Here is a 22,588-nt window from a genome sequence, read left to right as displayed (position 1 = left end):
CGTAGTCCTCAGCGGCTGCGGTAGAGGCGGGTCGTGACCGGGAGGAACACCGCGGTCAGCGCCGCGGCCACGGCCAGGGAGACCGCGATCGCGGTGCCGTCGGGGTCGCCGGCCATCAGCGAGCGCGATGCGGTGGCCAGCACCGAGATCGGGTTCACCTCCACGAACGCCTGCAGCGGGCCGGGCAGCGTGGCCGGGTCGACGAAGACGTTGGACAGGAACGTCAGCGGGAAGAGCACCATGAACCCGCCGTTCAGGACGGCGCTCGGTGAGCGCAGCACCAGGCCGAGCGCGGAGTACACCCACGAGAGCCCGAACGAGAAGACGACCACCAGCCCGAGCGCCAGCAGCGCCCCGGCCACCCCGCCTCCCGGCCGGTACCCGAGGACGACGCCCAGCACGAGGATCACCGTGCCGGCGACCACGTACCGGACGCTGTCGCCGAGCAGGGCGCCCAGCAGCGGCGCCGGCCGCCAGATCGGCAGCGACCGGAACCGGTCGACCACGCCCTTGGTGAGGTCGGTGTTCAGCGCGACGCCGGAGTAGACGGTGGTGAAGACGACCGACATGACGAGGATGCCGGGCAGCACGTACTGCAGGTAGGCGCTGGTCGAGCCGGCGAGCGCCCCACCGAACAGGTAGGTGAACATCAGCACGAACAGCACCGGCGTGATGGTGACGTCCATCAGCTGCTCGGGCACGTGCTTGATCTTCAGCATCCCGCGCCAGCCGAAGGTCAGCGCGGTCGCCAGCGGTCCCGGCCGGGGCGGCCGCGCGGTGGAGGCGATCGCCCGGCGGACGGCGGCGGTGTCAGTGGTGCCCGGGGCGGTGGTGGCGGTCATGACGCCTGCTCCTCGAGGGTCGCGGTGGGCGGCTCCTCGGCCGCGTGGCCGGTGAGGCCCAGGAACACCTCGTCCAGGCTGGGTTGGCCGAGGGAGAACTCGGCGATGCCGAGGCCGGCGCGGCCCAGCTCGCCCATGCCGAGGGCGCCGAGCCGGGCGTCGGGGCAGACCGCCGAGAGCGCGGCCGGGTCGGGCTCCAGCACCACGGTGCCGACCGCGGCCTCGAGGACCCGGGCGGCCTCCGCGCGCTGGGCCGGGTCGAGCAGCCGCACGTGCAGCGAGCCGGTGCCCACGGAGGCCTTGAGCTGGCCCGGGGTGCCCTCGGCGATGACCCGGCCGTGGTCGATGACCACGATCCCGTCGGCCAGCTGGTCGGCCTCCTCCAGGTACTGCGTGCAGAGCAGGACCGTCGTCCCCTCGGCCACCAGCGCCCGGACGATCTCCCAGACCTGACCGCGCGAGCGGGGGTCGAGCCCGGTCGTGGGCTCGTCGAGGAAGGCCAGCTGCGGGGTGACGACGATGCTCGCGGCGATGTCCAGCCGCCGGCGCATGCCCCCGGAGTAGTGCTTGACCAGCTTGCCTGCGGCGGAGGCGATGCCGAAGGCGTCGAGGAGCTCGTCGGCCCGGGCGCGGGCCGCGGCCCGGCGGTGGCCCAGCAGCCGCCCGATGAGCACGAGGTTCTCCCGGCCGGTGAGCTCCTCGTCGACCGAGGCCAGCTGGCCGGTGAGGCTGACCAGGCCGCGCACGGCGTCGGCCTCGGCGACCACGTCGTGGCCGAGGACCCGGGCGCTGCCGGCATCGGGCGGGACGATCGTGGCCAGCATCCGGATCGTCGTGGTCTTGCCCGCGCCGTTGGGCCCGAGCACGCCGTAGATGGCGCCGGCCGGGACGGCGAGGTCGATACCGGCCACGGCCCGGGTGTCCCCGAACGACTTGGCCAGGCCGGTCGCCTCGATGGCGAGTGTGCTCCCTGCGGTCATCCCGACTCCCTCGAGCGGTGTGTGCGTCGCAGCGTCCTCTGCACCTCCGACCGAATGTGCGCGCCGGAGTCATCGGACCGCCACCGGATTTCCTGCCGACGATCGTCGGACCTCGAGTGCACTCGAGGTCAAGCCCGCCGGACCGGCACGGGTCCACCACCGGCGAGATCGGTGATCTCGCACGCTTCCGGCTGCGCAACTGCGCGAGATCGCCGATCCCGCTGCGGGAGGAGGGCCGGCAACTCCGGGCCGGTCAGGCGCGGTCGTCGTCCCTGGACTCGAAGCGGACGTCGACCTCCTGGTGCCGCACCGCCCGCTGGGCGCGCGCGGCATCCGAGTAGACCCGCTCGTCACCCTCGGTCAGGTCCGTGTGGTCGACGAACGGGGTGAGCAGCGCCCGCGGGTACAGGGAGTCGACCCGGACGACGTCGATCTCCACGCACAGCATCAGCGCGACCGCCGCCACATAGATGAACGCGATCAGTCCGAGCACCAGGGCGAAGACCGCGTCGACGGCGCTGGCGTTGGCCACCACGCGGGCGACGTAGACGCCGCCGAAGGACTGCAGCAGCTGCCAGAGAACCGCGGCGGTCACCGCGCCGGGGAGCACCTGCCGGGTGGTGAGCCGTCGGGAGGTGGTGACCCGGAAGCCGAGCACGAACACCGCGGCGTTGGCGAGCACCGAGGCGACGGTGAGCAGCACGTGCACGCCGCCGCTGAAGCCGCCCCCGTAGGCCGCGGCCCCCGTGCCCAGCGCGGAGAGGACGGTGCTGGCGAGCAGGAGCAGGCCCAGCGTGCACAGCAGCAGCAGGCTGCGCCCGCGGGAGGTGATCGGGTCCGGCCGGCTGTGCCGCGGCACCGCCCACACCGTGTTCATCGCGTGCTGCAGCGCCTGCCCCAGCCCCAGCGCGCCGTAGAGGGCGACCAACCCGCCGACGACGATCCCGGTGACCCCGCCGCCGAGCCCCTCCGGCCGGGCCAGCTGCGGCCCGATCACCGGGAACTCGCCCAGCGCCGAGTCCAGCAGCCGCTGCTGCAGCTCCGGGTCCCCGGCCAGCACCAGGCCCAGCACGGTGGCCAGCAGGAGCAGCGTCGGGAACAGCGACAGGAAGCCGTAGTAGGTGATCAGCGCGGCGAGGAAGTGGGCGTCGTCGTCCATGAACTTGTAGACCACCGCGATCGGGAACCCGGCCCCCGGGTGCCGCCGCTGGAACCGGTCGACCCGTTCGGTCCACCTCATGACTCACCCCGATCGCCCTCGGTGCCCGTCGCGGCACCCCCGGTCCAGCTTGCCGCGCCAGGCGGTAGGAAGGGGGCATGGCCGATCCCTTCCCGTCCCTCGCCGAGCTCGCCGCCGAGGAGGAGGAGCTGCGCTTCGACGGCTTCTCGAACAACGACGCCTGGGACCTCGGCTCGGCGCTCGTGGCGGTCGCCCGGCGGGACGGTGCCCCGGTCGCGGTCGACGTCAGCCGGCACGGCCACCAGCTCTTCCACGCCGCGCTGCCCGGGACCAGCCCGGACAACGACTCCTGGATCCAGCGCAAGACCCGCGTCGTCCACCGGTTCGGGCACAGCAGCCTCTTCGTGCGGCAGGCCTCCATCGAGCGGGGGACGACGTTCGAGGCGGAGTTCGGCCTCGACCCCGCCCGCTACGCGGCCCACGGCGGCGCGTTCCCCGTCGTCGTCCGCTCGGTGGGGCCGGTCGGTGCGGTCGTCGTCTCCGGGCTCCCGCAGCTCGAGGACCACCGCATGGTGGTCGCCGCCATCCGGGCGCACCTGGGCCGGTGACCGGCGTCCCGCGCCGGCTGAGCGCGGGTCAGCCGCGGCCCAGCCGGGCGAGCACCCGGGTCGTGCGGTCGGCGTCCGCGGACGGCTCGGTCCCGGGACGGCAGATGCCCTCCATGTAGAGGGCGTCGCCGAACGAGTCCGCGCCGGCCTCGACGCGGTCGAGCTCGGCCTCGGTCAACGCGGGATCGATGCCGGCCGACCGGGCGACGTCCCAGCGGTGCACCACCATGTCCCACACGTAGACCTGCTCGAGCGTCGCGCCGACCGTCGTCGGCCCGAAGAAGCCGTCGTACACCTGCTCCGCGACGGCCGGGTCGGCGACCGCCACCGCGACCCGCGCTGCGTGGGACCGCCACGCCGCCGCCGGGTCGGCGTCGACGTCCGGCTCCTCCCCCAGGTCGACGCCGTGCTCGGTGAGGAACTCCCGCTGGGTCTGGACGAGGTGCCGGACGACGTCGCGCACGGTCCAGCAGCCCTCGCAGGTGGAGGGCCGGTCCCACGCGTCGGGCGCGACGGCGTCGAGGACGGCGGTCAGCGGGCGGTCCGCCGCGGCGTAGGCGGTGGCGATCGAGGTGCCGGGTGAGGTCGTCGGTGAGGTCATGGCCGGGACGGTAGGGAGCCGGGCAAGGTGGGGTCTTGATGGAACCCGACACCGCCCCCCGCCCCCTCGACCACGTCGAGCGCGCGCACCTGCGCTCCCCCGGCGACGCCTCGCACGTTCTGTACCGCTACGACGCGGCGCCGGAGTTCGCCGGCCTGCTGGAGCGCTTCTGGATCCCGGTCTGGTCGGTGCCGCCCGGCCGGGAGGCACCGCAGCAGGTGCTGCAGTACCCGGTCACGCTGCTCGTGGTCTCCGGGGACTACGCCCGCTTCTACGGCGTCGTGTCCGGCCTGTCGACGACCACGCTGACCGGCGACGGCTGGGCCGTCGGTGTCATGTGCGCCCCGGCCGCCGGCGCGCTCGTCGCCCGCGGGTCGGTGGCGCCGTACACCGACCGGCACGTCGACCTGGCCGAGGTGCTCGGTGCCGACGGCGAGCGGCTGACCGCGCGGGTGCGCGCGGCGATGGCCGTCGACCCGACGTCCCCCGCGGCGCACGCGGTCGCCATGGCGGCCTTCGGCGACGCGCTGCGGCCGCTGCTGCCCGTCGACGCCGAGGGGGAGCTGGTCAACCGGGTGGTGGCGTTCGTGGAGGGCGACCGCGAGGTCGTCCGGGTGGCCCAGGTCCGCGCGGAGTTCGGCCTGTCCGAGCGGGCGCTGCAGCGGCTCGTGCAGCGCCGGCTCGGGCTGACGCCGAAGTGGCTCATCCAGCGCCGCCGGCTGCAGGAGGCCGCCGAGCGCCTCCGCGGTCGCGGCACGACCCTGGCCGAGGTCGCCGCGCTGCTCGGGTACGCCGACCAGCCGCACTTCAGCCGGGACTTCTCCCGGGTCACCGGCATGACGCCGGGCGCGTTCGCCGCCCGCTACGCGGGCTGAACCGCTGGTGTGCACGTACCGCGGTCTCGACCGGCCCGCCACCGCGCTGAGTGCACACCCCGCGCGGGTCAGGTGGCCGGCCCGTCCTCCCGCAGCCGCGCGACCAGTACCGGCACCACCTCGGCACCGGCCGTGCCGGCCGCCGCGCAGCCGAGCACGACGAGCCAGGCCAGCGGGTCCAGCGGGGTGCAACCGAAGAACCGGCTGACCCCCGGGGTCTGGACGACGGCGGCCAGGACGGCCAGCGAGCCGGCGGCGGTGACCAGCACCAGCGGGCTGCGCCGGCCGGCCCACGCCGTCTGCCCCAGCTGGGTGGTGATGAGCGCGGCCAGGCCCATCGTCCCGGCCCGGCCGCGGAACCCGGTGAGCCGCCCGGCGGTCCAGGCCGCGATCGCCCCGGCGGTCGTGGCCGCCCCGCGGACCAGCACCATCCGCCGCACCTCCGCCGCGAAGCCCCCGTCGCGGCCCGGCCAGGAGCACACCGGCCAGCGGGTGCCCGGCCAGCGGGCCGTCGTCCCCGCCGGTGGCGTTGCCCCGCGGCGCGGCCACGGCGACGGCCAGCGCCGGGGAACATGTCGGTGAGCAGGTTGACCAGCAGCAGCTGGCGGGTGTTCAGCGGCGCCCGCCCGCCGAAGGCGGTGCCGAGCACGGTGAACGCCACCTCACCGGCGTTGCCGCCGACCAGCACCGAGACGGCGTCCTGCACCCGCGTCCACATCGCCCGGCCCTCGGCGATGGCGTCGACCAGCCGGGTGAGGTCCAGGTCGGTGAGCACCAGGTCGGCGGCGGCGCGGGCCGCGGGCGACTCGGCACCGGACACGCCCACCCCCACGTCGGCCAGCCGGATCGCCGCGGCGTCGTTCACCCCGTCGCCGGTCATCGCCAGCGTCGCCCCCGCCCGGCGCAGGGCGGCGACCAGCGACACCTTCTGCTCCGGCGACAGCCGCGCGAACACCGCGGTCTCGCGCACCATGCGCGCCCGCTCGGCGTCCGAGGCGCGGGCGAACTCGCCGCCGGTCACCACCCGGTCGGCGCCCGGCACGCCTGCCTGCGCGGCGATCGCGCGGGCGGTCCCCGGGTGGTCGCCGGTGGCCACGACCACCCGGACGCCGGCGGCCCGCAGCTGCTCCACCGCCGCGAGGGACGACTCCCGCATCGTGTCCGCCAGCCCGATCAGTCCTCGGAGCGTGAGGTCGGAGGCCGCCTCCTCGAGGTCGTCGGTGCCGTCGTGCGCGCGGTCGGCGACGGCCAGCACCCGCAGCCCCTCGGCGGCGAGCTCCTGCACCCGCCCGGTCAGGTCCCCGGCGTCCCGGCACCGGGCGGCGACCACCTCGGGCGCGCCCTTGACCACGAGCCGGCCGCCGCGCACGGCCGCGGAGAAGCCCCGCCCGGCGGCGAACGGCAGGCTCTCCCCCGCGTCGCCGTCGGGGCACACGCCGCGCTCCTCGGCCGCCTCCACGACCGCCCGGTCGGTCTCGTGCGCCCGGTCGTCGCCGTTGCCGACACCGGCCGCGACCAGCCGCAGCAGGGCGTCCTCGTCCAGCTCCCCGTCCAGCGGGACCAGCCCCGCCACCCGGAGCCGGTTCTCCGTCAGCGTCCCGGTCTTGTCGAAGCAGACGGTGTCCACCCGGCCGAGGGCCTCGAGCACCCGCGCGCTGCGGACGACGGCGCCCCGCCGCGACAGCCGCCGCGCTGCGGCCTGCTGCGCCACGGTCGCGACCAGCGGCAGCCCCTCGGGAACCGCGGCGACGGCGATCGCCACGCCGTCCCGGACGGCCTCCCGCAGCGGGCGGCGCCACAGCACGCCGAGGGCGGTGACCGCCGCGCCGCCGGCCAGCGTCATGGGGAGCACCTGGCGGGTCAGCTCGCCGAGCCGGGCCTGCACGCCGGCGGGGGGCGCGGCGCCGCCGGCCGCCCGGGCCGCCCGCCCGGCCTGGGTGGCGTCGCCCACCGCGACGACGACGGCCCGCCCGCGCCCGGCGACCACCGTGGTGCCGTCGAAGAGCACGCAGGTACGGTCGGCGACCTCTGCCCCCGGCGTGGGCGGCACCGACTTGCCCACCGACAGCGACTCGCCGGTCAGGTTCGACTCGTCGACCTCGAGGTCGACGGCCTCCAGCAGGCGGGCGTCGCAGGCGAGCACGTCCCCGGGCTCGACCTGGACGACGTCCCCGACCCGCAGCGCGCTGCCGGGCACGTCCTCGCGGCCGCCGTCGGTCTCGCGGTGGACGACGACGTCCTGCTCGAGCAGCAGCGACTCCAGCGCGGTCTCCGCCCGGAACCGCTGCAGGCCGCTGACCAGCGAGTTGGCGACGGTGACGCTGCCGACGAGGACGGCGTCGGTGGCCTCGCCGAGCATCGCCGTGGCCGCGGCGCCGGTACCGAGCACCGGGGTGAGCGGATCGGCGAGCTCGGCGGCGACGGTGCGGGCGAACCGGGACGGCCCGCGCACCACCGGGTGCGCGCGCAGCCGGCGGAACCGGACCGGCCGGCCGTCCTCCGCGACCGGGACCTCGGCCAGCCGGCGCACCACGTCGTCGGGGTCCAGCGCGTGCCAGGGCGTGTGCACCGTGGGCGGCGGGACCGGGCGGCCGGCGGCCCGGACGGCGGCCCAGGTGCCGCCCAGCATCGCGACGATGGTGGCCGTCTTGCCGGGCGAGGTCGCCCGCTGCTGCCCGTACCGCGCGCTGCCGACGGCGGCCAGCAACGCGCCGAGGACGTTGCCGGTGAGCGCCGCCTGCACCGAGCGCCGGCTGACCGTGCGGGCCGCCGCCGTCGCCGCGACCACCCGGCAGGCGTCGGTCAGCCCGGGCCGGGTGACCAGGTCGGCGCCCCACGCGGGCGCGCGGCCGGGCCGGACGGGCGCGACGGACACGTCCGCCGCCAGCAGCGCGGGGCCGTCGGTGTCACTGACCAGGAGGACGCCGCGCCCGTCCTCCTGCAGCCGCCGCACCGTCTCCACCAGCGCCTCGTCCGCGGGGGCCACCTCGTCGGCGGCCGCGGCCACCTCCCGGGTGCCGGCGTGCGCGGTCAGCACCAGCCGCGTGCCGGCGGCGGCGGCCGCCGCGAGCAGCGCCTCGGCGTGCGGGTCGAGCTCGCGGGCGACGGTCACCGTGCCCACCCGGCGGCGGCCCTGGTACACCGCACGGGTCTCGGCCCCGGGGGCGTCGTCGGTGTCGGTGGCCGGCCCGACCCGCAGGCCCTCCTCCGGCTCGTCGCCCTCCAGGGCGCCGACCAGCCGCGCGGCGGCCGACCAGACCCGGGCGTCGTCCCACCCCTCGGCCTCCGCGGTCGCCTCCAGCACCACCGGCGGGCCGGTGCACAGCGCTTCGCCGTCGACCACGACGGCGTCCACCCGGTCCAGCCGGCGGTAGGCCGCCCCGTCCATCGGCAGCACGTCGCGGCGGCACAGCAGCAGGTCCAGCGTCGTCGCGAACGCCGCCCGCCCGTGGAAGGCGGCCTTCGGGCTCAGCGCCTTGAGCAGGTCGGCCGATCGGCCGGGGCGGCCGGTGAGCGCCAGCAGGCCGAGCGCGGCGGCCAGCTCGGTGGGTCCCAGCCGCTCGGTGTAGGTCTCGACCGGGCCCGGCGGCAGCGGCACGGGCCGGTCGCCGGGTGGCGTCAGGGGCTCGCGCTCGCCGTCGTCCGGGTCCGGGCGGCACAGCTCCCACTCGCGGCGCCGCCACACCTGCCGGTGGGCGCGCATCTCCAGGACCTCCTGCAGCGCGGCGGCGGCGTTGAGCGCGGGCACCGTGGGGCTCTGGGTGAGCGCGTGCAGCAGGGCGCTGACGCCGGAGAACGCCAGCTCGGTACCGGTCGGTCCCACGCGCCGGTACAGCTCCCGCTTGAGCCACGTCTGGGACTCCAGCAGCACGACGGCGAGGGTCGCGTGGCGGGTGAGCGCCGGGATCGGCGACAGCTTGGCCGCGTAGGCGACACCGACGGCCGCGACGTGGATCCCGGCCGCGGTGAGCGCCGCCAGCAGCGGCTCCAGGTCGGCCGGGTGGTCCTCCCCGGCCGGGAACAGTCCCTTCCCGCCGCGGGCCTTCTCGATGGCGGTCACCGTGCCGACGAGGTCCTCGACGCTGACCCGCCGCTCGTCGAAGGCGACCAGGACCCGGCCGACGACGTCGTTGACGGTCGCCCACTCCACGCCCTCGAGCCGCTCCAGGTGCCGGCGCAGCGCGGAGCGGACCTCCGGGGCCTCCTGCGCATCCGGTGCGAGCAGCTCGACCTGCACCCGGCCCCGGTCGGCCCAGACGCGGCGGGTGTGCCGCGCCGGCGGCGGCTCGACCATCCCGCGGGCAGCGTCGAGCAGGTCGTGCAGCCGCCCGTCGGGCAGCGGGTCGGAGCCGGTGAGCAGGGTGCCGACGGCGCGGGTCCCGCTGACCGCAGCGGAGTGGGCCCGGGACAGCGAGGCCCGGGCGGCCCCCTCCACCAGCCCGGCAGTGCCGCCGACGAGCCCGGCCGTGACCCCCGCGCCGGCCACCACGCCGGCACCGGCCAGCGCCGCGGCCGCGCCGAGCGCGCTGCCGATCCGGCGTCTGAGGGCCATCGGCTCTCCCGGAACTCGATCCCCGGAACAAGGTGGACCCGGACGCTACGCCCGTCGCCGCCCGCCCGCGCCCCGGAGCGTCCTCATCCCGCGCCGAGCCAGTCCACGGCCGCTACGGCCACCTCCGGCGGGACGGTGTGCCCACCGGCGAACTCCCGGTAGGTGACGTCGTAGCCGTCGTCGCGGAGGGCCGGCACGATGCGCCGGCTGGTCTGCTCGACGGGCAGGACGTCGTCGGCGTCGCCGTGCGACACGAACACCGCCGGCCGCCCCTCCCGCGACGACCCGGGGACGAAGCCCGGCGAGAAGGCGACCACCCGCCCGAACAGGTCCCCGTTGGCCAGGCCGAGGCCCAGGGCGTACGAGGCGCCGTCGGAGAACCCGGCCACGGCGGTGCGCCCCGGGTCGACCGGCACGGTCGAGAACACCCGGGCCAGGGCCTGGTCCAGCAGGGCGGCGTCCTCGCCGGCGCCGCCGGTGATGGCATCCCACGTCGACCCGCGGGAGGCCGGGGCGAGGACGAGCAGGCCGCGCTCGTCGGCCAGGCCGCCGAGGACGCCCAGTCCGGCCTCGGCGTTCCCTCCGGCGCCGTGCAGGGCGACCACGAGCGGCGCCGCGCTGCCCGGTGTCAGCCCGGGCGGCACGTGCAGCAGCGGCGGCCGCTCCACCCCCAGGTCCAGCGGCTGCGTCCCCGGCGCGGGGGGCGCGGCGGGAGGCTCCGGCTGCGGGCGGGCGGTGAGCCGGGCGGCCGCGTCCGTGCCCCCGGGTGCCCCCGGCACCCGCGCGCCGCAGCCGGCGAGGACGCCCGCACCGGCGAGCGCCGCGGCGGCGCCGAGCAGGCGCCGGCGGGTCCAGCCGGGGTCCGGGGGCGGCACGGTCAGCCGCCGCCGTGCAGGGCCGCCCAGAAGGCCGCGCGGACGCCATCGGCACCCCAGGCGTTGGGCTCGATGAGGGAGCAGAACCACAGGTCGCGCTGCTCCGGCCGGGCCTCGCGGCGCCGCGGGTCACCGGCCGCCAGCCCGTGGCCGCGGAAGCGCTCGGCGATCTCGGCCACCGCGGCGCCGTGACGGGCCGCTCCGCGCCGCAGGGCGTCGTTGAGCTCGGCGATCAGCGCGACGGCGTCCGGCCAGGGCGGCAGGCCGAGCCGCTCCGCGTCGGCGGTGCCGTCGCTGGGGTCGTACACGGTGCCCACGACGACCCGGCCGTCCGGGGCCAGGGTCTCGCCGATCGCGGCCAGCGCCCGGTCGAGCGCGGCCGCGACGCGGGCGACCACCGCGCGGGCGGCCGCGGTGTCCCCGTAGGCGCCGAGGAGGTCGTTCCCGCCGATCGTCAGCGTGACCAGCGCGGGCCGCTCCGGCAGCGCCGCGAGCCGGGGCAGCTGCCGGTCCAGCAGCGTGCCGGTGGTCGCGCCGTCGGTCGCCAGCAGCGCGAACGTCGTCCCGGGTGCCGTGCTGCGCAGGTCGCGCCCGCGCCAGTCCGGGAAGTCCTCGTCCCGGTTGGCGTACAGCAGGCTGGCCCCGCCGCGGCCCGGGCCGCCGGAGTAGTCGTCGATCGAGATCGAGTCGCCGAGCGCGACGTAGCCTCCGGCGGCGGTCATCCCGCCATGGTGCGCCAGCGGCCGGTCAGCCGCGCCCCGCCCGGCGCGCGGTCCCCTGGCGGGGCCCGCCCCTGGCCCCGGACCGGCGGCTCCCGGCGTCCTCGCGGCGGGCCGGGGCCGCCCCCCGGCGGACCGGGGCCCCGCGCCGGGCGCCGCGCGCCGCGCACGACCGGCAGGTGGGGAACCGCGGGGCGACCGGCACGCCGCAGTCGGCGCACCGGCCCGGCCCGGCCGCGGCGATCGCGGCGGGGAGCAGTTCGGTGATGCGGGCGGCACACCGCTGCTCCAGCCGGGCCGCGTCCTCGGCGGTGAGCCCGGCGACGCCCGGGAAGGACCGCAGCAGCGTCGACGCGTCGCGCGCGGCCGCGGCCGCCTGCTCGAAGTCCTCCACCGGTGCCCGCCGCGGCAGGGCCGGCAGCACCGTCTGCGGCGCGACCCGGTACCCGGCTCCGTGCAGCAGCGCGGCGCGGGCCAGGGTGAGCCAGCGGGTGCGGCGCGGCGGCTCGAAGTCGATGGGCAGGGTGACCAGCCGCCAGACGGTCTCCAGGTCGGTGCTCTCCCCGACCGGTCGCGCCAGCAGCGGCAGCAGCGCCTCCGCGCGCTCGACCAGCCCGCTGACGTCGTCGCCCGTCACCGCCTCGTCGCGGGTGGCCGTCCGGGCCCACCGGGCCCACCGGGCCAGGGCCTCGGGGAGGTCGACCGGCGCGAGCGCACCCAGGTCGTCGAGCTCGGGACGGAGCCGGGGCGTGCGCCGGGGCAGGTCGCTGGCCACCGTGCCGCGGGCCACCGCGGCGCCGGTGGCGACCAGGGCGGCGTCCGGCCGCAGGCCCGGCACGCCGGTGAGCACGCCGACCGTGCCGTGACCGGTGAGCAGGTAACGGCCGGCGCGGCCGGCGATCTGCGCGGTCTCCCACGTCCGCAGCGGACGGCGCTCGACCCCGTCGAACTTGGTCGTCTCGGCGAACAGCACGGTCGCCGCAGGCACGTTGATGCCGTGCCCGATGACGTCGGTGGTGACCAGGACGTCGAGCTCGCCGCGGGTGAACCGGTCGATCACCTGGCGCCGGGTGGCCGGCGGCAGGGCGCCGTAGAGGACGCCGGTGCGGCCCGGCCGGACCGCCTCCAGCACCGCCGCGGTGGCGTAGACGGCCTTGCGGGAGAAGGCGACGACCAGCGTCCGCGGCCGTACGCCCGAGGGCCGCACCGGGGCCCGCAGGACGTCGAGCCGGGACAGCCGACCGTGGTGGACGACCTCCACGTCGGCGACGTCGGCGACCAGCGGCTCGAGCACCGGCAGCGCCTCGGCGGCCGAGATCACCCGGACCTCGCGGTACTCGCCGGTGAGCAGCAGCCGCGCCCAGGTGTGCCCGCGGTCGGGGTCGGTGACCCAGTGCGCCTCGTCGAGGACGAGCAGCCCGCCGCGCGGCGGCGCCTTCTCGACGGTGCAGCAGAGGACCGGCGCCGTCGGGTCGACCTGCTCCTCACCCGTGGACAGGCCGACCGTGCCCGGCGGCAGCTGCGCCGACAGCCGGGCGTACGCCTCGTGGGCCAGCTGCCGCAGCGGAGCCGCGTAGGTGCCGGCACCGGCGTCGGCGAGGGCGGCCAGCGCGTCGTGGGTCTTGCCGGAGTTCGTCGGACCGAGGTGGAACACGACCCGCTGCGGCGGGGTGCCGCGCACCGGCAGCGCCGGGCCCGCACCGGCGGGGATCGCGGCGCCGGGGACGGACCGGGGGGAGGAGGAGGCAGGCAGGACGTCGTCCTTCGTCAGGTGCGGGAGAGGCCGCGGGCCGGACGCCCTCGGCGGGGCCCGTCCGGGCCCGCGAGGGACAACAGCCGGGAGCCCGCGGGCATGCCCCGGGGTGGGCTACGTCGCCCCGTGTCCGCAGGCGGCCACCCGGCCGACCTGGCTACCGTGGTAGGGCAGACCGCAGCCCGACGCGAGGAGACGGACAGGTGGACACGGCGCTGACGCACGGGGTCGCCCCTCCCGCAGCGCGCTATGTGCACGACGCGTTGTTCTTCTCCTCTCCCGACGAACTGGCCGCCGCGACGGTCCCCTTCGTGCAGGAGGGCCTGGCCGCCGGGGACGCTGTCGTCGTGGCCGCCTCCCCCGCCACCGCCGACGTCGTCCGGACGGCCGTGGGCGGCGACGAGCGGGTCCGGGTGGTCGAGCGGAGTGCCAGCTACGACCGGCGGACGCCCGCGGCGGTGACCGCGTTCCGGCGGCTGGCCGGCGAGCTCACCGCCGCCGGCGCGCCGCGCCTCCGGGTGGTCGGCGAGACCGACTTCGGGCGCACCGAGCGCGAGTGGCTCGAGTGGCAGCGCTACGAAGCCGTGATCAACGACGCGCTGAGGCCCTGGCCGCTGTGGGGGCTGTGCGTCTTCGACACCGCGCGGCTGCCGGACCAGGTCCTGGAGTCCGTCGCCCGCACCCACCCGACCGTCGTGACCGTCTCCGGGCGCACGCCGAACCCCCGCTTCGTCGACCCGGCGGAGTACCTGCGCGGGCTCCCGGTGCCGGTGGAACCGCTGCAGACGACGGCCCCGCGACTGGCCGTGGACGACGCCGCCGACCCGATCGCGCTGCGGCACGCCGTCGCCTCCGCGCTGGCCGACGCCGGTGGCCCGCGCGAGGTGGTCGAGGACTTCCTGCTCGCGGTCGACGAGACCACCTCCAACGCCGTCCGGCACGGTGGGCCGCCGCTGGGCCTGCGGCTGTGGACGTCGGCCGAGCGGCTCGTGTGCACCGTCACCGACCACGGGCCGGGGATGGACGACCCGTTCGCCGGCTACGGCCCGGCGCACGGCGACGACCTCTCCCGCGGCGGCATGGGCGTGTGGCTGGCCCGTCAGCTGTGCGACCACGTCGACATCAGCTCCGGTCCGGACGGCGTCACGGTCCGGTTGACGACCGCGCTGCGCTGACCCACCCCTGGGAGACTGGCCGCGTGCACCTGGTCCTGGAGTACGCGCTGGCCGACGACTACCTGCAGCGCCGGGCGGCCCTGCGGGAGGAGCACCTGGCGCTCGTCCGGGCCGCCCACGAGCGCGGGGAGCTGCTGATGGCCGGCGCGCTGCCGGACCCCTACGACCGCGCGCTGCTGGTGTGGACCGCACCCCGCGAGGTGGTGGAGCGCTTCGCCGGGTCCGACCCCTACGTCGTCCAGGGGCTGGTGAAGGGCTGGACCATCCGGCAGTGGGACGTCGTCGTCGGCTGAGCGAGGAGCGGACCGGGCGCGGGGGACGACCCGGTCAGGTCGTCATCGGGGCTGCACCAGGATCTCGGCGTTCTGCTCCTTGTCGTCGATGAGCTCGCGGGGACCCTCCTCGACGATGCCGTCGAGCCCGATCCGCCCGGTGGTGAACGGAACGGGTCCACCCGGCCGGACGCCGCCGTCTCGATCGTCGCCGGGTGGTCGTGCGCGTAGGCGAGGCTGCCCAGCACGCTCACCTCGCGGAACACCAGGTCGTTCATCGCGACCCGGGCCTCGTGTCCCCAGATCGCGACGTCGACGCAGGTGCCGCCGGCGCGGGTCGAGCGGATGGCCGTCGCGAGCACCTGGTCGACGCCGGCGCACTCGAAGGTGACGTCGGCGCCGCGGCCCCCGGTGAGCTCGTCGACGGTCTCCACGACGTCGACCGCCCGCGGGTCGAGCACCGTGGCGGCGCCGGCTCCCGCGGCCTTCTGCCCGCGGGCCTCGGCGGGCTCCACCACGACCGCCTGCTCCACGCCGGCGGCGGTCAGGGCGGCGGTGGTGACGAGTCCGACGGGGCCGGCCCCGAACACCACGGCAGCGTGTCCCGGCCGGGCGCCGGAGAGCCGGACGGCGTGGTGGGCGACGGCGAGCGGCTCGATCAGCGCCCCGACGTCGGTGCCCAGGTCGCCCAGTGGGTGCACCCACCGTCGCTCGGCCACGACGTACCGCGAGAAGCCCCCGCCGCCGGACAGCCCTACGAAGCCGAGGGTGCGGCAGACGTTGTAGCGACCCTGCCGGCAGGCGTCGCAGCGACCACACACGACACAGGGCTCTACGACCACCCGGTCACCCACCCGTACGTCGTCCACCCCGGGGCCGATCTCCGCCACCACGCCGGCGAACTCGTGGCCGAGGGTCACCGGCATGCCCTCGCCGGTCAGCGGGTGCGGCGCCTCGGCCGTCGGCACGGGATCGGGCCATCGAGGTGCTCGTGCAGGTCGGTGCCGCAGATGCCGCACCGCTCGGCCTCGACGGCGACCGTCCCCGGGCACACCTGGGGGTCCGGCACCTCCTCGACCCGGATGTCGCCGCGACCGTGGAACCGGGCTGCCCTCGTGGCGTCGTCTCCGCCCGTCGGTGGACCTCCGCGCGGGGGGCTGCCGACAGGACACCGCGCGGCGCCCGCCTGTAGGGAGCGTTGCAGCCGGTGCAGCCGCCGCCCGTCCCGGGGGGACGGGCGGCCACCCGTCAGGGTCCCGCGCCGAGCTCGCGAGGCGCGGGGGGAGGTGGTCCTCCCTCAGTCCGGCAGCAGCCGCCGCAGGACGCCCTTCGCCGTCGCGCCGGCCCGGTAGGACTGCACCAGCCAGGAGTTGCAGACGATGTTCGCGCCGGCCAGCGCGGGCACGAGGAACTGCGTCACCCGCTGCCGGCTCTGCCACTTCTGGATCTCCGGGTTGGTGCCCGCGGTGGGCAGGGTGGCGTCCTTGACCTCCACCGTCTCCCCCCGCTGCTGCGCCTGCTCGGCCAGCTTGCCGATCTGGGCGCCGCTGTACGCGGCGTAGGCGGTGGCGCCCGCACCGGCCACGGCCAGCCCGGCCTTGAGCCCGCCGACCGCGCCGAAGCCCTTCTGCAGCGCGATGCGCCGTCCGCCCACCTGGGTCAGCCGCAGCCCCGCGAGGAGGGTGGCCGCGATGCCACCGAACTGGGCCGGCTGGAAGCGGCTCCACGCCGAACTGGCCACCCGGATCCGGTCGATGCCCTGGGACAGGTCACTGCCGGACTTGTTGACGCCGGCGATGCCCATCACCGCCCCGCCGAACCAGAGGGCCGAGCCGAGGTCGTGCACGGCCTGGGCCACGAAGTGGTTGTCGGTGTTGCTGGTCATCTGTTCCTCCGGTGCATCGGGTCCGGCTCTGGAGTGGCCGCCCCTACCCGGGTCTGCGGACCGGTAACGGGGAATGCCGTGACACGCCGGAGAAAGCGCCGGGGAGGGTGGGAGCGACTCCGGCGGGGTAGGAGACGGCGTGGCCGTGGTCCGGACAGTCGGACCGGTCTGAGCCCCCGCGGAGATCACCATGACGCCCACAGTCGTCCCCGTGTCCGAGATCGACCGGGGCATCGTCGAGGCGCACCGCGACCTCGGCGCGGCCCGGTCGGCGTTCGCGCAGTCCCCGAGCGGTGCCGCGATCACCGCCTGCCAGGCGGCCGAGGCGCGGCTCAACGAGCTGCTCGACGTCCGGTTCGACCGCATGACCGCCTCCCCCGGCCCGCCCGCCGCGTCCGCGGCGTGACCGGTGTCCTGCCGGGTGCCCGCCCGGGCGCGCGGCGGGTGGAGGAGGCTGGAGGCTGCGGCCGCGCCTCCCCGAGGGGTCGGCGGGGCCGGAGGACGGTCGGTGGGACGGGCCCGCCGGCGACGAGCAGTGCAGGAGCAGTTGGATGCCGCAGGGCACGGTGAAGTGGTTCAACGCCGAGAAGGGGTTCGGGTTCATCGAACCCGACGACGGAGGGCAGGACGTCTTCGTCCACTTCTCCGCGATCGCCGACGAGGGCGGGTTCCGCACCCTCGACGAGGGCCAGCAGGTGGAGTTCGAGGCCAGCCAGGGCCAGCGCGGGCTGCAGGCGGACTCGGTGCGGCCGGTCGGCGGCGCCCCGCGACGCCAGGACGCCGGGTACGGCCGGGAGCGTGACCGCGGGCGCGACGACCGCGATCGGGGTCGCGGGCGGGACGACGACCGGGGCCGTGGACGCGACAGCGAACGCGGCCGGTCCTCGTCGCGGGGCGGGCGCAGCACCGGCACGGTGACCTGGTTCGACAACGACAAGGGCTTCGGGTTCATCCAGCCCGACGAGGACGGCCCGGACGTCTTCGTGCACTTCTCGCAGATCGCCGACAGCGGCGGCTACCGCAGCCTCGACGAGGGCCAGCGGGTCGAGTTCGCCGTCACCCAGGGCCAGCGCGGGCCGCAGGCCGAGGACGTGCGCTCCGCCGAGGGTGGCGGTGGCGGTGGCCACCGGGACGCCGGCCCACGAGGTGGCGGGTACCGCGACCGCGACGGCGGTGGGTACCGCGACCGCGACAGCGGGGGTTACCGCGACCGTGACTCCGGCCGGGACGCCGGGCGCGGCGGCGCGGGCGCGGGTCGCCGTCCCTCGGGCGGCGGCCGGGCCAACGGCACGGTGAAGTGGTTCAACGCGGAGAAGGGGTTCGGGTTCATCGAGGCCGACGACGGCGGGCCGGACGTGTTCGTGCACTTCTCGGCGATCTCCGACCGCGGCGGCTACCGCAGCCTCGACGAGGGCCAGCGGGTCGAGTTCGAGGCCAGCGACGGCCAGCGCGGTCGGCAGGCCGACCGGGTCGACCCGGCTTGAAGAAGGACCCCGTCCTCCCCGCCCCTCGCACGCTCGGGGCGGTGCGCTGGACGGGGCCTGCGCCGGCGCTGCGCCCCGCGGGGTGCAGCGCCGGCGGCCGGCCTGTCAGAGCTGCCGGACGTCGGCTTCCACGGCCTCGAAGGCCTTGCGCGCGGCGATGAGCACCGGGTCCCAGACCGGCGAGAACGGCGGGGCGTAGGAGAGGTCGAGCGAGAGGATCTCGTCGACGCCCATCTCGTTCCAGATGCAGATGGCGAGGGCGTCGACGCGCTTGGCCGCCGCCTCCCGGCCGACGATCTGGGCGCCGAGCAGTCGGCCGCTGCGCCGCTCGGCGATCATCTTCAGCCTGATCGGCTGCGCGCCCGGGAAGTAGCCGGCCTTGGTGGTCGAGTCCACGACGGTGGTGACGAACTGGTACCCGGCCGCCTCGGCCTCGGCGGTGGACAGCCCGGTGCGGGCGGCCTCCAGGTCGCAGACGCGGGTGATCGCGGTGCCGATGACGCCCGGGAAGGTGGCGTAGCCGCCGCCGATGTTGATGCCCGCCACCCGGCCCTGCTTGTTGGCGTGCGTGCCCAGGGCGACGACCACCCGCTGGCCGGAGAGCCGGTGCACCGACTCGACGCAGTCGCCGGCCGCCCAGGCGCCCTCGACGAGGGTGCGCATCCCCGCGTCGACGGCGATCCCGCCGGAGACGCCGAGCGGGATGCCGGCCTCCTCGGCGAGCCGGACCGACGGGCGCACGCCGAGGCCGAGCACCACCAGGTCGGCGGGTAGCTCCCGGCCGCTGGCGGTCACCACCGCGCGGACCCGGCCGCCGGCGTCGGTCTCGATCGCCGCCACGGCGTCGGAGAGGACCAGCTCGACGCCCTCCTTGCGCACCGCCTCGGCGATGAACTCACCGACGTCGGGGTCGAAGGTGCCGACCGGGGTGGCCGACATGTCGACGACGGTCACGTCGAGCCCGCGGATCCGGCAGGCCTCGGCGATCTCCAGGCCGATGTAGCCGCCGCCCACCACGACCACCCGGCGCACGTCGCCGTCCTCGAGCTCCGCCCGCAGCGCCGCGCCGTCGTCCAGGGTCTGGACGCCGTGGACGCCGGTCGCGTCGATGCCGGGCACCGGCGGCCGCATGGGCACGCTGCCGGTGGCGTACACGAGGTCGTCGAACGGCTCGACGCCGCTGCCCCCGCCGGCCAGGTCCCGCCAGTGGACGACGCGGCGGTCCAGGTCGATGCCGACGACCTCGGTCCGCATCCGGACGTCGATGCCCATCGCCCGGTGCTGCTCCGGCGTGCGCGCGACCAGGTCGGCCTCGCGCTCGACGGTGCCGCTGATCCAGAACGGGATGCCGCACGCCGAGTACGACGTCGCCCGCCCCCGCTCGAACACGACGACGTCCAGGTCGGGACGTCGCTTCTTCGCCTGCGACGCTGCACTGCCACCCGCGGCGTCCCCACCGATCACCACCACGCGTCTGCCCACGACCCCGGACGCTAGGGGACCCGGTGCGCGTCCGCCGGTCCACGGCGGGTCGCCCCGGCACTAGCGTCGATCCATGACCGTCCCGCCACCTCCCGGTCCGCATCCGCCGTCGCCGACGCCGTCGCCCGTGGACCCCGTCCCGCCGCCGGAGCCCGCCCCGTTCCCCGTGCCGGGTCCCACCGACCCCTCGGCGCCGCCGCCGTCCGGCCCCCAGCCGGTCTGACGCTCCCCGGCACGGTCGTCGTCAGGCAGCTGCCCGCGCACCTCGCTGCCCCTCCGGGAGGCCCGCCGCCTGGCCCGGAGGACCCGCGCCCGCCGTGGGCGGCCCTGACGCGTGCGGGCCGGACGGGGTCACCAACCCGGGTCAGGCCGGTCGGGTCCGCTCCGATGACCAGGTCCCGCGTTCCGCTGGTGGGCACGGCGATCACCGGTCCCTGCCACCGCCACGAGGCAGGGTCCTGGCAGGGTCGTGCCGACGCCGTCGTCCGCACGAGGGCCCGGCGGACCGGAGCGGGGAGGACGACGGCGTGGTCGGCGGCGGCGTGGTGGGCGGCGGAGACGGTTCGGCGGAGCAGGGCCGGAGCTGGCGGAACGGGCTGCGCGACGGGGCCCCGTACGGCGCCGCGGCGTTCGTGCTGGCGGTGTCCTTCGGGGTGGTGGCCACCGACGCCGGGATGCCCGCGGGCGCCGCGATCGTGATGTCGGCGCTCGTCTACTCGGGCTCGGGGCAGTTCGCCGCACTCGGCGTCGCCGGCTCCGGCGGGGGCGTCGGGGCCGCGGTCGGGACGGCCACCCTGGTCAGTTCCCGGTTCCTGCCGATGGGGTTCGCGCTCGGACCCTCGCTGCGCGGCAGCCGGCTGCGCCGGGCGCTGGAGGGCCAGGCGACGGTGGACGCGTCCTGGGCGATGGCCGCTCGCGGGGACGGCCGGTACGACCGCGAGTACCTCTTCGGCCACTCCGCGGCGCAGTACGTCCCGTGGGTGGCCGGCACGGTCGTCGGGGTCTTCGTGCCGGTGCTCGACACCCGCGCCCTCGGCCTGGACGCCGTCTTCCCGGCGTTCTTCCTCGCGCTGCTCGCGGCGGAGGTCCGCGACCGGCTGCGACTCGGCGTGGCCCTGGCCGGCGCCGGGGTCGCGCTCGCCCTCGTGCCGGTCGCCCCACCGGGGCTGCCCGTCCTGGCCGCGAGCGCCGTGGCACTCGTCGGGCTGCGGGGGCCGCGGTGAGCCCGTCGACCTGGTGGCTGCTCATCGGCCTGTGCGTGGTGACGACCGCGCTCACCCGCGGGGCGGGCCCGGCCGCGACCGGCGGGCGGGAGCTCCCCGCGCCAGCGGTGCGGGTCGTCGTCCTGCTGTCCTCGGCGCTGATGGCCGCGCTCGTCGTCACCTCCGCGCTGGCCGACGGCACCGAGCTGCGCGTCGGGGCGGACACCGCCGGCGTGGCGACCGCCGGTGTGCTGCTGTGGCGGCGGGCGCACCTGCTCGTCGTCGTCCTGGGCGCGGCCGCGGTCACGGCCGGCCTGCGCGCCCTGGGCGTGGACTGAGCCGAGCGGCCGGGCTCAGGACCGAGAGCCCCGTGGCACCGGCCGCACGTCGCGGGCCCCCGAGAGCTCGTGGCCGGCGTCGCAGACCAGGGCCAGGTGCACCGGCTCCCCGCAGTCGCGGTGCCGCAGCTCGAGGGGGACGTCGCCGTCCTCGGCCAGGTACCTGTCCCCCCACGCCATGAGGGCGACCAGGACCGGGTGCAGGTCGATGCCCTTCTGCGTCAGCCGGTACTCGTGCCGCTGCCGCTCCCCCGGCGCCTGGTACGGGACCCGCCGCAGGACGCCCTGGTCCACGAGCGTGGCGAGCCGGTCGGTGAGCACGGCCCGGGGCGCGCCGAGCACCCGCTGGAAGTCGGCGAACCGCCGCACGCCCAGGAACGCCTCCCGCAGCACGAGCAGGCTCCACTTCTCGCCGATGACGGCCAGCGTGCCCGCGACCGAGCAGCGCGACCGGTCCCACAGAGCCTCGCTCACAGCACCAGCATAGCGGCCTGAGTTCACTTGACGAACTCCCTCGGTAGGAGCAGAGTTCGTTGCACGAACTCAGGGAGGTCGCGATGGATCTGTTCGTGACGACCAGGCCGGTGCGGCCGGACGACGGCCCGCTCTTCCGCCGGCTGTGGGACCGCCTCTCCCCCGAGACGGTCTACCGGCGCTTCCACGCGCCGCTGCGCTCCCCGCCGGCCGAGGCGCACCGGCTCGTCGACGTCGACCACGTCCTGCGCGAGGCACTCGTCGTCGTCGTCGGCGGGGAGGTGGTCGGGGTGGCGCGCTACGACCGCTCCCCCGCCGACCCCGCGACCGCCGACGTCGCCGTGGTCGTCGAGGACGGCTGGCAGGGCGTCGGCGTCGGCCGCCAGCTGCTCATCGAGCTCATCGAGCTCGCCGGACGCCGCGGCGTCCGGACCCTGCACGCGGACGTGCAGGCCGACAACAACCGGATGGTCGGGCTGATCCGGCGGCTGCTGCCCGGCGCCGTCCTCACCCCCGAGCACGGCGTCTACGCCGTGCGGAGCCCCGTGCCCAGTGCGGCGACACCCGTCGCCGCCTGACCTGCGAGAGGAAGCACCATGTCCCTGCGCACCAGCTTCGCCGAGCACCGCCGCACCCGCGCCCGCCGCCGCGAGGAGCGCGCCTTCGAGCGGATGCTCGCCCGCGCCCCGACCGTCGAGTCCGCGCACGAGCTGCGCTCCCTCTCCACCCGCCGCTGACGGCGGCGGTCAGCCGGCCGGCGGCCGCAGCTGCCCGTAGAGGCGGGCGAGGTCGGGCAGCTGGTGGTGGGCGTTGAGCCCGCTGGGGTTGGGCACCACCCAGGTCGCCGCGCCGCCGACCCGCTCCGGCTGGAGCCCGATCGCCGCGCGCGGCCGGCCGAACCCGAGCCGGTAGGCCGTGATGCCGAGGACGGCGAGTGCCCGCGGCCGGTACCGCGCCACCAGGTCGTCGAGCGCGGCCGCGCCGGCCCGCAGCTCCTCGGGGGACAGCTCCGCGGCGGTCCGGGTCGGGCGGTCCACGACGTTGGTCACCCCGAGGCCGTGGTCGAGCAGATCCATGTCCTCCTCGGGTGCCATCAGCCGCGGGGTGAGGCCCGCCCGGTGGATCGCCGGCCAGAAGCGGTTGCCCGGCCGGGCGAAGTGGTGCCCGCGCTCGGCCGACCTCAGCGACGGGTTGATCCCGCAGAAGAGGACGTCGAGGCCGGGGCCGATGACGTCGCGCAGCGGCTTGCCCGGCACGGCGGCGAGGGTAGCCGGGGACGGCGCACACTGGC

23 protein-coding genes and 1 pseudogene are annotated in these 22,588 nt (G+C 76.7%); 10 read left to right on the top strand and 14 right to left on the bottom strand.

Features of this window, described 5'->3' with window-relative positions; genetic code table 11:
• Positions 1-8: 8 nt before the first annotated feature.
• From GOBS_RS11220 to GOBS_RS11210, 3 genes are all read right to left on the bottom strand, one after another.
• Positions 9-842: an ABC transporter permease gene (locus GOBS_RS11220; RefSeq protein WP_012948408.1), complete on the bottom strand. Its 834-nt coding sequence runs from the start codon at positions 840-842 to the stop codon at positions 9-11.
• Complete coding sequence (locus GOBS_RS11215) at positions 839-1,822, bottom strand: daunorubicin resistance protein DrrA family ABC transporter ATP-binding protein (protein ID WP_012948407.1); 984 nt, start codon at positions 1,820-1,822, stop codon at positions 839-841. The genes GOBS_RS11220 and GOBS_RS11215 overlap by 4 nt, the downstream gene beginning before the upstream one ends.
• 253 nt (positions 1,823-2,075) lie before the next feature.
• Positions 2,076-3,062, bottom strand: coding sequence for a YihY/virulence factor BrkB family protein (locus tag GOBS_RS11210; protein WP_012948406.1), 987 nt, complete (start codon positions 3,060-3,062; stop codon positions 2,076-2,078).
• 77 nt (positions 3,063-3,139) lie between these two features.
• Here GOBS_RS11210 and GOBS_RS11205 point away from each other — a divergent pair, with 77 nt between their 5' ends.
• Entirely contained in the window at positions 3,140-3,610 is a 471-nt protein-coding gene (locus GOBS_RS11205; protein WP_012948405.1) for a heme-degrading domain-containing protein, read from the top strand.
• 28 nt (positions 3,611-3,638) lie between these two features.
• Here the strand turns inward: GOBS_RS11205 and GOBS_RS11200 are convergent, their stop codons facing one another.
• Positions 3,639-4,211, bottom strand: coding sequence for a maleylpyruvate isomerase family mycothiol-dependent enzyme (locus GOBS_RS11200; RefSeq protein ID WP_012948404.1), 573 nt, complete (start codon positions 4,209-4,211; stop codon positions 3,639-3,641).
• A 38-nt stretch (positions 4,212-4,249) separates the two neighbouring features.
• On the opposite strand from GOBS_RS11200, the gene GOBS_RS11195 reads away from it, so the two are divergent.
• Positions 4,250-5,086: a helix-turn-helix domain-containing protein gene (locus GOBS_RS11195; RefSeq protein ID WP_012948403.1), complete on the top strand. Its 837-nt coding sequence runs from the start codon at positions 4,250-4,252 to the stop codon at positions 5,084-5,086.
• A gap of 68 nt (positions 5,087-5,154) precedes the next feature.
• On the opposite strand, the gene GOBS_RS28770 is transcribed toward GOBS_RS11195, so the two are convergent.
• The 5 genes and pseudogenes from GOBS_RS28770 to GOBS_RS11175 all read right to left on the bottom strand — a co-directional run bounded on the left by GOBS_RS28770 (position 5,155) and on the right by GOBS_RS11175 (position 12,913).
• Complete coding sequence (locus GOBS_RS28770; RefSeq protein WP_243697737.1) at positions 5,155-5,517, bottom strand: cation transporting ATPase C-terminal domain-containing protein; 363 nt, start codon at positions 5,515-5,517, stop codon at positions 5,155-5,157.
• Positions 5,518-5,777: 260 nt separating this feature from the next.
• Positions 5,778-7,445: pseudogene (locus GOBS_RS28765) on the bottom strand (HAD-IC family P-type ATPase); the annotation flags it as partial.
• Between the two features lie 2,276 nt (positions 7,446-9,721).
• Positions 9,722-10,513, bottom strand: a complete 792-nt coding sequence (locus GOBS_RS11185) for an alpha/beta hydrolase (RefSeq protein ID WP_012948401.1) — start codon at positions 10,511-10,513, stop codon at positions 9,722-9,724.
• Positions 10,514-10,515: 2 nt separating this feature from the next.
• Positions 10,516-11,235 carry an SGNH/GDSL hydrolase family protein gene (locus GOBS_RS11180; RefSeq protein ID WP_012948400.1) on the bottom strand — a complete coding sequence of 240 codons (720 nt, stop codon included), beginning with the start codon at positions 11,233-11,235 and terminating at the stop codon, positions 10,516-10,518.
• Positions 11,236-11,260: 25 nt separating this feature from the next.
• Positions 11,261-12,913: a helicase-related protein gene (locus tag GOBS_RS11175; protein ID WP_012948399.1), complete on the bottom strand. Its 1,653-nt coding sequence runs from the start codon at positions 12,911-12,913 to the stop codon at positions 11,261-11,263.
• Positions 12,914-13,188: 275 nt separating this feature from the next.
• Here GOBS_RS11175 and GOBS_RS11170 point away from each other — a divergent pair, with 275 nt between their 5' ends.
• Positions 13,189-14,160 (top strand): sensor histidine kinase, encoded by a 972-nt coding sequence (locus GOBS_RS11170; RefSeq protein ID WP_012948398.1) that lies wholly within the window; start codon positions 13,189-13,191, stop codon positions 14,158-14,160.
• 23 nt (positions 14,161-14,183) lie between these two features.
• Positions 14,184-14,453 carry a YciI-like protein gene (locus GOBS_RS11165; RefSeq protein WP_012948397.1) on the top strand — a complete coding sequence of 90 codons (270 nt, stop codon included), beginning with the start codon at positions 14,184-14,186 and terminating at the stop codon, positions 14,451-14,453.
• On the opposite strand, the gene GOBS_RS11160 is transcribed toward GOBS_RS11165, so the two are convergent.
• Both GOBS_RS11160 and GOBS_RS11155 read right to left on the bottom strand, forming a co-directional pair.
• On the bottom strand, positions 14,390-15,400 hold the full coding sequence (locus tag GOBS_RS11160) for a zinc-binding dehydrogenase (protein ID WP_208104428.1): 1,011 nt from the start codon (positions 15,398-15,400) through the stop codon (positions 14,390-14,392). The genes GOBS_RS11165 and GOBS_RS11160 overlap by 64 nt on opposite strands.
• Before the next feature lie 329 nt (positions 15,401-15,729).
• Positions 15,730-16,317 (bottom strand): hypothetical protein, encoded by a 588-nt coding sequence (locus tag GOBS_RS11155; protein ID WP_012948396.1) that lies wholly within the window; start codon positions 16,315-16,317, stop codon positions 15,730-15,732.
• 211 nt (positions 16,318-16,528) lie between these two features.
• Here GOBS_RS11155 and GOBS_RS11150 point away from each other — a divergent pair, with 211 nt between their 5' ends.
• The gene (locus tag GOBS_RS11150; protein ID WP_041241444.1) at positions 16,529-16,723 is read left to right on the top strand and encodes a hypothetical protein; all 195 of its coding nucleotides are present in this window, start codon (positions 16,529-16,531) and stop codon (positions 16,721-16,723) included.
• Positions 16,724-16,868: 145 nt separating this feature from the next.
• Positions 16,869-17,801, top strand: coding sequence for a cold-shock protein (locus GOBS_RS29940; protein ID WP_012948394.1), 933 nt, complete (start codon positions 16,869-16,871; stop codon positions 17,799-17,801).
• Positions 17,802-17,906: 105 nt separating this feature from the next.
• Here the strand turns inward: GOBS_RS29940 and GOBS_RS11140 are convergent, their stop codons facing one another.
• A complete protein-coding gene (locus GOBS_RS11140) occupies positions 17,907-19,283 on the bottom strand; it encodes an FAD-dependent oxidoreductase (RefSeq protein WP_041241443.1) in 1,377 nt (458 codons plus the stop codon).
• Positions 19,284-19,810: 527 nt separating this feature from the next.
• Here GOBS_RS11140 and GOBS_RS11130 point away from each other — a divergent pair.
• Complete coding sequence (locus GOBS_RS11130) at positions 19,811-20,506, top strand: AzlC family ABC transporter permease (protein ID WP_012948391.1); 696 nt, start codon at positions 19,811-19,813, stop codon at positions 20,504-20,506.
• Complete coding sequence (locus GOBS_RS11125) at positions 20,503-20,823, top strand: AzlD domain-containing protein (RefSeq protein WP_012948390.1); 321 nt, start codon at positions 20,503-20,505, stop codon at positions 20,821-20,823. Before GOBS_RS11130 ends, GOBS_RS11125 begins: the two co-directional genes overlap by 4 nt.
• 15 nt (positions 20,824-20,838) lie before the next feature.
• Here GOBS_RS11125 and GOBS_RS11120 read toward each other — a convergent pair whose 3' ends face one another.
• The gene (locus tag GOBS_RS11120) at positions 20,839-21,297 is read right to left on the bottom strand and encodes a winged helix-turn-helix transcriptional regulator (protein ID WP_041241442.1); all 459 of its coding nucleotides are present in this window, start codon (positions 21,295-21,297) and stop codon (positions 20,839-20,841) included.
• An 83-nt stretch (positions 21,298-21,380) separates the two neighbouring features.
• Between GOBS_RS11120 and GOBS_RS11115 the strand changes: the two genes are divergently transcribed.
• Both GOBS_RS11115 and GOBS_RS27345 read left to right on the top strand, forming a co-directional pair.
• A complete protein-coding gene (locus tag GOBS_RS11115; RefSeq protein WP_012948388.1) occupies positions 21,381-21,875 on the top strand; it encodes a GNAT family N-acetyltransferase in 495 nt (164 codons plus the stop codon).
• An 18-nt stretch (positions 21,876-21,893) separates the two neighbouring features.
• Positions 21,894-22,034 (top strand): hypothetical protein, encoded by a 141-nt coding sequence (locus GOBS_RS27345; protein ID WP_012948387.1) that lies wholly within the window; start codon positions 21,894-21,896, stop codon positions 22,032-22,034.
• Between the two features lie 9 nt (positions 22,035-22,043).
• Here GOBS_RS27345 and mug read toward each other — a convergent pair whose 3' ends face one another.
• Positions 22,044-22,553 carry a G/U mismatch-specific DNA glycosylase gene (gene mug / locus GOBS_RS11110; protein ID WP_012948386.1) on the bottom strand — a complete coding sequence of 170 codons (510 nt, stop codon included), beginning with the start codon at positions 22,551-22,553 and terminating at the stop codon, positions 22,044-22,046.
• Between the last annotated feature and the right edge of the window lie 35 nt (positions 22,554-22,588).

Source organism: Geodermatophilus obscurus DSM 43160 (genome assembly GCF_000025345.1).
GTDB lineage: Bacteria > Actinomycetota > Actinomycetes > Mycobacteriales > Geodermatophilaceae > Geodermatophilus > Geodermatophilus obscurus.
Note: the sequence above shows the minus strand (reverse complement) of the source record. Positions and strands in the feature narration are given on the sequence as shown.

Bases quoted from the DNA above. Each gene is read 5' to 3' on its own strand.
- GOBS_RS11220 (WP_012948408.1), bottom strand. From the start codon at position 842: ATGACCGCCACCACCGCCCCGGGCACCACTGACACCGCCGCCGTCCGC.
- GOBS_RS11215 (WP_012948407.1), bottom strand. From the start codon at position 1,822: ATGACCGCAGGGAGCACACTCGCCATCGAGGCGACCGGCCTGGCCAAG.
- GOBS_RS11210 (WP_012948406.1), bottom strand. From the start codon at position 3,062: ATGAGGTGGACCGAACGGGTCGACCGGTTCCAGCGGCGGCACCCGGGG.
- GOBS_RS11205 (WP_012948405.1), top strand. From the start codon at position 3,140: ATGGCCGATCCCTTCCCGTCCCTCGCCGAGCTCGCCGCCGAGGAGGAG.
- GOBS_RS11200 (WP_012948404.1), bottom strand. From the start codon at position 4,211: ATGACCTCACCGACGACCTCACCCGGCACCTCGATCGCCACCGCCTAC.
- GOBS_RS11195 (WP_012948403.1), top strand. From the start codon at position 4,250: ATGGAACCCGACACCGCCCCCCGCCCCCTCGACCACGTCGAGCGCGCG.
- GOBS_RS28770 (WP_243697737.1), bottom strand. From the start codon at position 5,517: ATGGTGCTGGTCCGCGGGGCGGCCACGACCGCCGGGGCGATCGCGGCC.
- GOBS_RS11180 (WP_012948400.1), bottom strand. From the start codon at position 11,235: ATGACCGCCGCCGGAGGCTACGTCGCGCTCGGCGACTCGATCTCGATC.
- GOBS_RS11155 (WP_012948396.1), bottom strand. From the start codon at position 16,317: ATGACCAGCAACACCGACAACCACTTCGTGGCCCAGGCCGTGCACGAC.
- GOBS_RS29940 (WP_012948394.1), top strand. From the start codon at position 16,869: ATGCCGCAGGGCACGGTGAAGTGGTTCAACGCCGAGAAGGGGTTCGGG.
- GOBS_RS11115 (WP_012948388.1), top strand. From the start codon at position 21,381: ATGGATCTGTTCGTGACGACCAGGCCGGTGCGGCCGGACGACGGCCCG.
- GOBS_RS27345 (WP_012948387.1), top strand. From the start codon at position 21,894: ATGTCCCTGCGCACCAGCTTCGCCGAGCACCGCCGCACCCGCGCCCGC.